General features: G+C 37.2%; 5 protein-coding genes. 4 read left to right on the forward strand and 1 reads right to left on the reverse strand.

What is annotated here, in order from left to right:
• Positions 1-175 precede the first annotated feature (175 nt).
• The 3 genes from JM81_RS12655 (at position 176) to JM81_RS12665 (ending at position 7,212) form a co-directional block, all read left to right on the forward strand.
• Positions 176-3,340 (forward strand): VPS10 domain-containing protein, encoded by a 3,165-nt coding sequence (locus JM81_RS12655; protein ID WP_144803931.1) that lies wholly within the window; start codon positions 176-178, stop codon positions 3,338-3,340.
• A gap of 72 nt (positions 3,341-3,412) precedes the next feature.
• The gene (locus JM81_RS12660) at positions 3,413-6,538 is read left to right on the forward strand and encodes a VPS10 domain-containing protein (protein WP_144803933.1); all 3,126 of its coding nucleotides are present in this window, start codon (positions 3,413-3,415) and stop codon (positions 6,536-6,538) included.
• Between the two features lie 122 nt (positions 6,539-6,660).
• Positions 6,661-7,212, forward strand: coding sequence for a CopD family protein (locus JM81_RS12665; RefSeq protein ID WP_144803935.1), 552 nt, complete (start codon positions 6,661-6,663; stop codon positions 7,210-7,212).
• A gap of 39 nt (positions 7,213-7,251) precedes the next feature.
• On the opposite strand, the gene JM81_RS12670 is transcribed toward JM81_RS12665, so the two are convergent.
• Positions 7,252-10,503 carry a two-component regulator propeller domain-containing protein gene (locus JM81_RS12670; RefSeq protein WP_261375037.1) on the reverse strand — a complete coding sequence of 1,084 codons (3,252 nt, stop codon included), beginning with the start codon at positions 10,501-10,503 and terminating at the stop codon, positions 7,252-7,254.
• A gap of 327 nt (positions 10,504-10,830) precedes the next feature.
• Here JM81_RS12670 and JM81_RS12675 point away from each other — a divergent pair, with 327 nt between their 5' ends.
• Positions 10,831-12,243 (forward strand): sensor histidine kinase, encoded by a 1,413-nt coding sequence (locus JM81_RS12675; RefSeq protein WP_144805640.1) that lies wholly within the window; start codon positions 10,831-10,833, stop codon positions 12,241-12,243.
• Positions 12,244-12,253: the final 10 nt, after the last annotated feature.

Genomic DNA, 12,253 nt, shown 5'->3' on the forward strand with positions numbered 1-12,253 from the left:
GATGTTTAATCCTTAAACAGATAGTCATATTAGTATTGAAAATTTAATAGGGTAGCGCTATGCAATTTCATGATCTGGTAAAATTTCTTAAAATATGATGCTAATAAAATCTTAAAACAAACATTTGCGATACAATTTGTTTAATTTTAGGTGAGACTAACTTCAAACTATTAAAATGAAAAAGCACCTGACCAATGCTGGCATACTCATGTTGGCATGTTTATTATTACCGTTATCTGTTCTATCTCAAAGAAGAAACAAATCGCAAAGTACCTTACCCACCTATCCAGAAGAATTATATTCTAGTTTGGATTATAGATTGATCGGACCTTTTCGTGGAGGTCGTTCCGCTGCGGTTACCGGTGTGCCTGGTAAACCTAATTTATTTTACTTTGGCTCTACGGGAGGTGGTGTATGGAAAACATTGGATGGTGGCCGTACCTGGGAGAATATTTCAGATGGATATTTTGGTGGAAGCATTGGCGCCGTAGAAGTTGCAAAAAGCGACCCTAATGTCATTTATGTTGGCGGGGGTGAAAAAACCTTAAGAGGAAATGTATCTTCTGGTTATGGAGTTTGGAAAACCGAGGATGGTGGTAAAACATGGGCTACCGCCGGATTGGAAAAAAGCAGGCACGTACCTCGTCTTCGCGTGCACCCTACAGATTATAATACAGTTTATGCTGCTGTGCTTGGTGATATCTATAAACCAACAAAAGACCGTGGTATATATAAAAGTACCGATGGTGGAAAAAATTGGAAGCAGGTACTTTTTGTAAACGAACAGGCCGGTGCAGTAGATTTGACTTTTGATCCTAACAACCCTAGAATATTGTATGCCTCAACCTGGCACGCACAACGTACACCTTACAGTTTAATTAGTGGTGGTGATGGGTCTGCACTTTGGAAAAGTATGGATAGTGGTGAGACTTGGACAGAGATTTCCAAGAATGATGGTTTTCCTACCGATACTTTAGGTATTATAGGAGTAGCCGTCTCTCCTAAAAATTCTGAAAAGGTCTGGGCAATTGTAGAAAATAAGGAAAAAGGGGGCTTATATCGTTCTGATAATGGCGGTAAAACGTGGTCAATGGTCAATTCGGAAAGAAAGTTAAGACAACGGGCATGGTATTACACTCGAGTGTATGCCGATACTCAAGATGAAGATGTGGTTTATGTGCTGAACGTAAACTACCATAAGTCCAGTGATGGGGGCAAGTCATTTAAAACATTTAACGCCCCACATGGCGACCATCATGATTTGTGGATTTCTCCTGAAAACGCCCAACGTATGATTATTGGTGATGATGGTGGTGCACAAATTTCCTATGATGGTGGCGAAACATGGAGTACGTATTACAACCAGCCTACAGCTCAATTTTATAGGGTAACTACGGATAATTCTTTTCCTTATAGAATATATGTGGCACAACAGGATAACTCTACATTGCGCATTGATCATAGAAGTGATGGTGGTGCAATTGATGAGGGCAATTGGGAAGAAACGGCAGGGGGAGAATCGGCACATATTGCTGTAGATCCACTTAACAATGATATTGTATACGGCGGAAGTTATGACGGGTTTTTAACACGGATCAATCATAAAACCGGAACGGTAAGGGGTATCAATGTGTGGCCGGACAATCCCATGGGAGCCGGAGCCGAAGCAATGAAATACCGTTTTCAATGGAATTTTCCAATTATGTTCAGTAGACATAATCCTAAGAAATTATATACCTTTTCTAATTACGTACATGTAACGGAAAATGAAGGTCAAAGCTGGCAGGTTTTAAGCGGTGATCTAACAAGAAACGACCCTACAAAACTAGGTTCTAGTGGCGGCCCTATAACACAGGATAATACCAGTGTGGAATATTACTGTACCATTTTTGCAGTCAATGAGAGTCCGTTGAAAGAAGGTCTACTTTGGGTAGGTAGTGATGATGGGTTAATACATGTTTCTAAAGATGCCGGTGCTACTTGGGAAAATGTTACTCCGCCGAATATGCCAGAATGGAATATGATCAATAGTATTGAGCCTTCTAATTTTGATGAGGGTACGTGCTATGTTGCGGCTACGAGATATAAGCTGGGCGATTTTCAACCTTACCTCTATAAAACAACGGATTATGGTAAGACATGGACGAAAATAACAAACGGTATACCTACTGAACACTTTACCAGAGTTGTTCGTGAAGACCCAAAAAAGAAAGGTTTGTTATATGCGGGTACAGAAACCGGTATGTATATTTCATTCAACGACGGGGCTAGTTGGTCTTCTTTTCAAATGAATTTGCCAATTGTTCCAATAACGGATTTAACAATTAAAGATGATAATCTAATAGTGGCTACACAAGGTAGAAGTCTATGGATTATTGATGATCTTACCGTTTTACATCAGTTAGATGAATCTAAGAAGAGTGCGAGTACCATTTTGTTCAAACCAAAGGATTCTTACCGTACCAAGGGTAGGGCTTCTAAAAAGCCTTCCAAAACATCGGGACAAAATTTAGAGAACGGTGTGATTACCTATTTTTTACTTAAGGATTATTCAGAAAAGGATACGGTTCAGTTGACCTATACCAGTATGGCAGGTGATACCTTGGCGTTATATAAAAATCATTTGAAGAAAGATGGGTCGCTGAGCGGAGTCGAAGCGAAAAAACTTGAAGTTAAGAAAGGCGGTAACACTTTTGTTTGGGATACGCGCGGTAAAGGAGCTACGAAACTCGAAGGAATGATTTTCTGGTGGGCTAGTTTTGACGGTGCCAAAGCGGTACCTGGAGATTACAAAGTACACTTGAATGTGAACGGGACTAATACCAGTGAAACGTTTACCATTTTGCCAGACCCAAGAGCAGAAAGTTCTGTAGCAGAAATGCAGCAACAATACGATTTTATTACCGATATCAATACTACCATTGAAAATGCGCATCAATCTATAAAGAAGATTAGAGATGTCACCAAACAACTGAATTCATTTACGGAGCAGTATAAAGATGACGCCAGAACCAAGGATTTGATTGAAAGGGCAAAAGTGATGAAAGAAAAGCTCGGTGAAGTAGAGAAGGCGCTGTATCAGACCAAAAATAGAAGTAGACAAGATCCCTTAAACTTCCCTATCAAGCTCACTAACAAATTAGGTCATTTAAACAGTTTGGTCTCAATAGATGATTTCCCGCCCACAGAACAAGACATCGCCGTAAAGAATGAACTGACAGCCAAAATTAATAAAGAGATTCAGATTTTTAACGAGGTAATATCATCAGAACTCAAAGAATTTAACAAAGAGTTTAATGAATTGAATTTGAACTATTTGTTTATTGAAGACGGAAAGTAAAAATCCATCAACATAAACCTCTCTATTTTTTAGGGAGGTTTTTACTTTTCAGATAAAACCTAACAGCCACACATGAAAAAACAATTACTCTACTTTGTAACGGTACTGGCAACCACCATAACTTTTGCACAAACTGCCAATGATTATTTTGAACCTTTAAAATTTAGAAATATTGGTCCGTTCAGGGGTGGGCGATCGGTAACCGCTACGGGCGTTATTGGTGACCCCATGACGTACTATATGGGTACGACAGGTGGCGGAGTTTGGAAAACCGAATCTGCAGGGCAACGGTGGGAAAATATTTCTGATGGATATTTTGAAATGGGTTCCGTTGGTGCTGTTTCGGTATCGGCATCTAACCCTAACATTGTGTATGTTGGTATGGGTGAACATGCGCCACGTGGTGTAATGACCTCTTACGGAGACGGTGTATTTAAATCTACGGATGCCGGAAAAACATGGAAGAAAATGGGACTTGAAAAAACCCAGCATATTTCGCGAATTATTATTCATCCTACAAATCCAGATATTGTTTATGTTGCCGCCCAAGGAGCTCTTTTTGAAGGCAATGCGGAGCGTGGTATTTATAAATCTACAGATGGAGGCAAAACGTGGAAAAATACGTTGTTCGTAAACAACTTAACCGGTGCCTCTGAACTGTCTATGGATGCCAATTATCCAGAAATTATGTACGCTGCCATGTGGGAACATCAACGTATGCCCAATATGGTGGTGAGTGGCGGACCCGGTAGCGGACTTTATAAATCTACCGATGCAGGTGAAACATGGCAAAAAATACATAAAGGACTACCTGAGGAAAAAGGGAAAATGGCTATTGCCGTTAGTCCGTCTAATTCCGATAAGGTATATGCATTGATTGAAAGTGATTCCAATGCGGATAAAGGTGGACTTTTCGTTTCAAATGATGCCGGGGAATCTTGGAGTATGGTCAGTGGCGATAATCGTTTGGTGCAGCGTGCATGGTATTACATAGAGGTATTTGTGGACCCTAATGATGAAGATACCGTTTATGTGTTGAGTGCTCCTGCTTTACGGTCAGAAGATGGTGGTAAAACCTGGGAGGATCTAGATGTTGCACATGGCGATACACACGATTTGTGGATCAACCCAAACAACTCTAAAAATATGATCTTGGCAGATGACGGTGGCGCATCTGTTTCCTTTGATTATGCTAAAACGTGGTCTACACAGAACAATATGCCAACAGCACAGTTTTATAGAATTAGTGTAGACAATCTATTTCCATATAATATTTATGGTGGTCAACAGGATAATACCTCTGTAAAAATTGCAAGTTTATCTACAGGTAGCGGTAGTATTACAACAAGGGATTGGACCGATTCTGCCGGTGGTGAAAGTGCCTTTTTGGCATTTGACCCAGATAACCCAAGGTATGTTATGGGCGGTCAATATTTAGGTACTGTTGAGGTAATGGATATGGTGTCAAAATCGGCTACCCAAATTATGCAAGCGCCTATTCAGTATTTAGGTCGCGAGGCTAGGGATATGAAATACTTGTTCAATTGGAATGCTCCAATTATAGCTTCGGTACATGAACCCGGAACTTTTTACCATGGTGCCCAATATGTTTTTAAAACTAGGGATATGGGTAAAACGTGGGATATTATTTCGCCAGACCTTACACGTGATATCGATGCAAAACAAGGAAACGGTGGTGGTCCGTACACCAATGAAGCTGTTGGTGCGGAAAATTACGGTACGTTGGCATATATCTTGGAATCTCCACACGAAAAAGGATATATCTGGACCGGAAGTGATGACGGATTGGTGCATTTGACAAAAAACGGTGGCGAAACTTGGGAGAACGTTACCCCTAAAGGGTTAAAGGAATGTTTGATCAATGCCATTGAAGTTTCTCCGCATGATCCTGCTACGGCTTATATTGCTACCACAAGGTATAAGTTTAATGACTACACGCCTGGTTTCTATAAAACAACCGATTATGGCAAAACATGGACGGCAATAAACTCCGGGATTCCGTACGGCGCATTTACCCGCGTAGTTCGTGAAGATGAATTTAAGAAAGACCTGTTATATGCAGGTACCGAAAAAGGAATGTATGCATCATGGAACGGAGGTAAATCTTGGGAGCCTTTTCAATTAAATTTGCCAAAAACCCCTATTACCGATTTAAAAGTTCATAAAGGTGACTTAGTAGTGGCTACTTCTGGACGCTCGTTTTGGATTTTGGATGATGTCGTTGCCTTAGGTCAATATCAGCCTTCTAAAAAAGGACTTCAGATGCTGAATCCAAAAGAAGCCTATAACGGTTCTTGGGGCAGTCCTTTAAATGGTGATTCTTCAAAATTTACGGGCAGTGATCCTTTTGAAGGTGTCAACCCTGCAAATGGTGTGGTATTGTATTATGAACTTCCAAAATTAAAAGATAGTACAGCTATAACATTAGAAATTACAGATGCTAAAGGAAAAGTAATCAGAACCATTAGTTCTGAGAAAGATCCTTCTTACAAGCCTCATAATGGTGGTGGTGCTCCGCCGGCACCGGTTTTAAGTAAAAATGAAGGTTTAAACCGTTTTGTTTGGGATATGAAACATCCTATTATGCCAGGAATACCAGATGTCTATATTGAAGCTGGTTTTACGGGTCATAAAGTTTCTCCTGGTAACTACACTTTTACGTTAAAGGTTGATGATCAAAAAGTGACTACTACGGGTATTATAAAAGAATTGCCTACCTATGAAACAAAACCTGGACAGTACGAAGAGTTCGATGTATTTATGACCGCTGCCGAAGCAGAATTGACCGTAATGCACAATATGGTCAATCAATTATATGCAGCTCAAAAAGAGTTGACAGCGATTTTAAAGAAAGTAACGGATCCAACGGTGAAATCTGTCGGTGAAAAATTGCTGGCCGATATGAAGGCCTGGGATGCTGAAATGGTGCAACGTAAATCCCAAGCTTATGATGATGTGGAGAACTTTCCTAATAAATTTACTGCTGAATACCTGTTCATGATCAACCAGACCAATAGCAGTATCCCAAGATTGAATAAGTCTAGTATAGACAGAAAGACTGAATTAGACGCGCAATGGAAAGGTCTAAAAGCTAGGGGAACTCAATTAAAGAATACAGCAATACCTGCTTATAATAAAACCCTGTGGGAAGCAGGAATTGGAGCAATAAGATTATAAAATAAGTTCTATCCGCTTTTGCTAACTTTGAACTTCATTATAATAAGAAATGAGAATTGAGCTTGAGCTTGTTTTTTGCTCTTGAACTTGTTTTTAGAACTTGAGTTTGTTTTTATAATCCTATGTCAGAATATTACAATTATATAAAGTCCTTGCATCTCATCTTTGTGATCACATGGTTTGCAGGGCTTTTTTATATACCTAGGTTGTTCATTTATCATATTGAGGCCAATTTAAAACCTTCTCCTGATAAGGAAATTCTATCAAAACAATTGAAGTTGATGACCAAACGCTTGTGGTATATCATTACTTGGCCGTCAGCTATATTGGCCACTTTTTTTGCGGTGTGGCTATTAGTGATTTATCCAGGCTGGCTAACACAACCTTGGATGCATGTAAAACTTGGTTTTGTGCTATTATTGATTTTGTACCATTTAAAGAATCATCAAACTTTTAAAAGGTTTCAGAAAGATGATATTAGATATACATCTAACTACATGAGAATATGGAACGAAGGGGCAACTTTAATACTCTTTGCCATTGTTTTCTTGGTCATTCTTAAGCATTCCTTCAATTGGATTTTTGGAGTTATAGGAATTATTGTGTTGGGTGTGTTGTTAATGCTGGGGATTAAGCTTTACAAGCAAATTAGAAACAAGAATCCTGAAGCTTAATATGACCAAAAATTAAATACTGGTTTATTTGCTTTTATCTTAAAATATCATTGACGTCTTGGCCTCCTGTGCAGCAATTTTAGCTATGGGTAAAGTTAATTTAAATGTGCTTCCTTTTCCTTCACCTTCAGATGCAGCAGTGATGGTTCCTCCATGTGACGTGGCTATTTTTTTTACCATGTAAAGGCCTAACCCTGTTCCCTTTACATTATTATGAAAACGTTCAAAAGGTGTAAAAAGTTTTTCTAGCGCATGCTCATTCATGCCTGAGCCGTTATCATGCACTAAAAAGCTATTGGTGTCACCATTATTTTCAAATTCTACACGTATTTTAGGATTTGGTTGGTCTCCCATATACTTGATGGCATTATCTAAAAAGTTACTAAAAACTTGAATTATCCTGTTACGGTCGCCAAATATATCTGGTAAGTTTTCGGATATGGTAAGGTCAATATTCTGTGTATTCAATTTACTTTTAATAAGGTTACTTGATACATTCAGTATTTCATTGGTTTTCAATAACTCATTTTTATTCTCGATTTTTCCTAGCCTGGCAATTTCCGTAATATCAGAAATTAATTCGTTCATATTAGTACAAGAAACATCTATAAGGTTCAAATACTCCAATACTCCCGGATGATCTTCTATGGCCATTTCTGTGGGGATAAGGCTGGCTAGACCTTTAATATTGCCTAAGGGACTTTTTAAATCGTGGGAAACCGCAAATGCAAATCGCTGTATTTCTTCATTTTTTGATTCTAATTCATTTGCAGCTACAATGAGTTTGTTTTTTTGATGCTGTAGTTCTTTTGTTCGTTGTGCTACATTTAATTCTAATTTTCTTTGATATTTTTTAATTGACCTTAGTTTACGGTGATATGCCAGGTAGATTAGAAGAATTACGAAAGCAATAAGTAACGTTATAAACCACCATGTTTGCCAATACGGAGGTGTAATGGCTATAAATAATTTTTTTTCATTATCAATCCAGACTCCGTCAGAATTGGTAGATTTAATTTTTAAAGTATAATTTCCAGGGTTTAAGTTTGTGTAGGTAGCAGTAGGTTTATTGCCTACATAATTCCAGTCTTTTTCAAAACCCTCTAGGTAAAAAGCGTAGTTTACATTTTCTGGATGCCTAAAAGTAAGCGCTTTAAAATCAAAATTAATTACAGATTGGTCGTAGTTAAAGGTCAATGAATCCACTAGAGAAATATCCTTTTTTAAAACACCAAAATCATCGTTAGGTAATACAGGTTTATTAAAAATCTTAAGTCCTGAAATAAATAATGTAAGCGCGTCTTTTCTTTTTTCAACTTCGTCGGCGGTAAATACGTTATATCCGTTAATGCCTCCAAAAATATACTCTCCTTTACTGGTAGATATTGATGAACTTGCTATAAATTCATTAGATTGGAGGCCATCACCTACATCATAATTAATTGTTTCTTCTGTCTTGGTATTATATCTAATGATACCATCTTCAGTACTTAACCATAAGTGGTTATTCTTATCATCTATGATACCTTTTATTGCATCATTTTTAAGGCCGTTTAATGTTGTGATAGATTGAAAAGAATCGGTTTCAGGAATATATTTGTTAAGTCCCCCTTGTGTGCCTACCCAAATGGTATTCTCGGTATCTTGAATGATTGAATTAACAAATCTATTACTTAAGGTTTTTTGTGTGTGATAATGAGTACTTGACCATGAGTTATCCTTTTCGGTCAATTTAAATAGACCAGAGTTTAATGTTCCAATCCAGATATTGCTTTGTTGATCTTCAAATATCTTATATAATGCATTAACGTCTGAACCATCTATATCCGATTTTAAAGGTATATTCTGATGGGTATTGGTAGTAGGATTATATATTTGTACTCCTGCAAAATAATTTAAAATCCAAATACGCCCCTTTTTATCTTTTAACAGGTCAAATATTATATTTGAATTTAAAAACGAATTTTCCGCGGTTAATGCGCTGTATTTTTTGGTGTCTGTATTAAAAACTGCTATTCCATGAGTCCATGTTCCTGCCCAGAGTTCATTTTCATCTGTCTCTATAATTGAAAGTACAACATTGCTGTTAAAAGTTTTGTTCTTTAAAGAATAGTTGTCAAAAGTATCCAAGGATCTGTCCCAGTAATCTAAACCGCCGCCATCAGTACCAATCCATAAATTGCCTTTTTTGTCCTCTACAAAGCAGTTGACCAATTTGTGACTTAAAGACTTAGGGTTGAACGGGTCAGGTTTTACATGCTGAAATTTAAAGAAATCTTTATCATAAAAACTAAGTCCGCTTTTATAAGGGGCTATCCACATAGTACCGTCTCGTGTACATAGCAACGACCAAATAGAATTACCAGAAAGAGAATTAGGTCTTGTGACACTGTATTGAATATGTCTTACGAAATCTAGATTGCTTGAATAAATGTATAAACCATTATTTTCTGTACCTATCCAGAGATCACCAACTAAATTTTTTTCTAAAGAGAGAATAGCAAAACCTGGACTTACCTCTTTTTCCTTGGAAATAATAAGTGATGTATCTTGTACTTTTAACTTAAATAATGAACCGCTACTAGAACCCATTAGAAAAGTATTTTCCGGTAGCTTTATACTAGAAATAATTTCATCTTTCTGTGGTGTTGTACTAATTATTTCAAGTTCAGAATTTAATATTAGCGTATCATATGTAAAAACAGCAAGTATTAGATCTGGGCCTAATAGTTCTATTTGTATAACTTTATTTGTTCTATGGTTATCAAGTTTTAAATGATTATTAGGGGGTGGAAAGTATTTTATTTTTCCTGTTTCTATTTCGTATTTATAAAGACCCTCAGATTCAGCGCCTAACCAAAGTATATTATCTTTTTTAACTATAGTTTCAAAAACTATATTTTTAATTGTTTCACCTTCGTTCTTGAATGGGTAGGGCGTTATTATATTTAAATCACGATTATATACATTAAGACCTTCATTGGTGCCTATGATAATATTTTGACCATCTTCATATAAAGCCACAATATATTCATGATTAAGCCCTGTTTTTCCATCTGTACTTTTATTATATATTTCAAAATCTTTTCCATCATAACGGTTAAGACCATTACGGGTACCGATCCAGATGAAACCAAAACTATCTTCCATTAGAACAGTAGCGCTACTTTGCGACATTCCTTCTTGTATATGTTGAAAGGTAAGAGGCTCTGTGTGCTGAGAATGAGCGTTGTAAAAAATAAGAATGACTATAAAAAGGGTGATAAACTTAGATCCAAATTTTAATGGCATACCACAATTTTAAAAATGTACTTTATATTAACGCAAATAGATGTGAGAAATTACTTTCAAAATAGTTTTTTTGATTAAAATAATTTTAACATGAGTTTGATAATAAATGCTTTATATCCTTTTATGCTGAAATTGTCCTCATTATAATGTGCGATTTATTAATACCGATTATAGTCTGCTTGGTAGTCACATGTTAATAACCTAAGGTTTAGATTTTTTGCTTGAACTTTATATTTAATATGTTTTGGTGCGATATTTGCTAACTTTAGACGAAATAGCAGAATCTTGTTAACGAAGGTATCTTTACGGTCGCGTATTTTCTTATCCATGATATTTTTGGTGCTCATTGCATCGGTTTTGATTGCTGGTGTAACGGTATACCAATACCGGGAGCAATCCAAGGATTACCATGAAAACAGAATGGAACGTAAGGAAGAACAGATTAGGCAGAGTATTGATCTAGCCATTCAGAAAACTACCTATCCCGTTACTACAGAAAACCTGGGCCTCATATTTAAAAATGAAATTTATGAGATTGCCGTTGTGCAGAACATGAACTTCAATATCTATAGCCTAGATGGGGAGCTTATAAAAAGTTCACGTCCAAAGTTTGCAAATGATTCTATCTCCATGTGTCTGGATGCCGAGGTTCTAAATCAATTGGAAATTAGTCCTAACAAGCGTTATGTACGTGAAAATGCTTTGGCAGGGGATAAATATAAAGCATCGTTCACCTATATCGCAGACCAAAAGTTTAAACCCATTGGTATTCTAAATCTTCCCTATTTTGAGGACAACTCATTTAACGATTATGAGTTAAAGGAATTCTTAATGCGCTTGTCAGGGGTGTACTTGCTCATGCTTCTTATGGCTATTTTATTCGCCTTTTTCATTTCAAAATATATTACTAGGTCGTTGGAGACCATTTCCGATATGATGGAACGGACGGACCTTAGCAAGCAGAACAAAAAGATATTTATTGAAAATCCCGGAGAGGAAATTGAAAAATTAATTGGCGCATACAATGGCATGATAGACGAATTGGGGCATAGTGCGGTTAAATTGGCAAAAAGTGAGCGTGAACAAGCATGGCGCGAGATGGCCAAGCAAGTAGCGCATGAAATTAAAAATCCCTTGACGCCCATGCGCTTAAGCGTACAAAGTTTTGAACGTAAATTTGACCCCAATGACCCCAACATTCACGAAAAAGTAAAGGAATATTCCAATACACTTATTCAACAGATAGATACCATGAGCAGTATTGCCTCTGCATTTTCAAATTTTGCGGAAATGCCGGCACAGCAGAATGAAACCTTAAATGTGGTCAAAATCGTAAAACTAGCTTTGGACATCTTTAATGAGGATTATATCCATTTCATTGCAGATGAGGAAGAAATAATCGCCAAGTTAGACCGGACACAATTAATACGTGTGGTCACAAATTTGGTAAAGAATGCCATACAGGCCGTTCCTGATGTAAAATCCCCAAGGGTATTGGTAAGTGTTGCTTCTGAAGAGAACATGGTGAAAATATCCGTTGCGGATAATGGCCACGGAATTGAAAAAGACCATGAGGAGAAAATTTTTGAACCAAAGTTTACCACCAAAACAAGTGGAATGGGACTTGGCCTGGGAATGGTCAAAAATATTGTGGAAACTTATAAGGGAACTATTAATTTTACTTCCCAACCCGGTAAGGGTACCGTATTTTGCGTAAAATTCCCAAAAGAAAACGTTTAATCAGACAATA

The organism is Maribacter sp. MAR_2009_72 (genome assembly GCF_007827235.1).
GTDB classification, from domain to species: Bacteria; Bacteroidota; Bacteroidia; order Flavobacteriales; family Flavobacteriaceae; genus Maribacter; species Maribacter sedimenticola.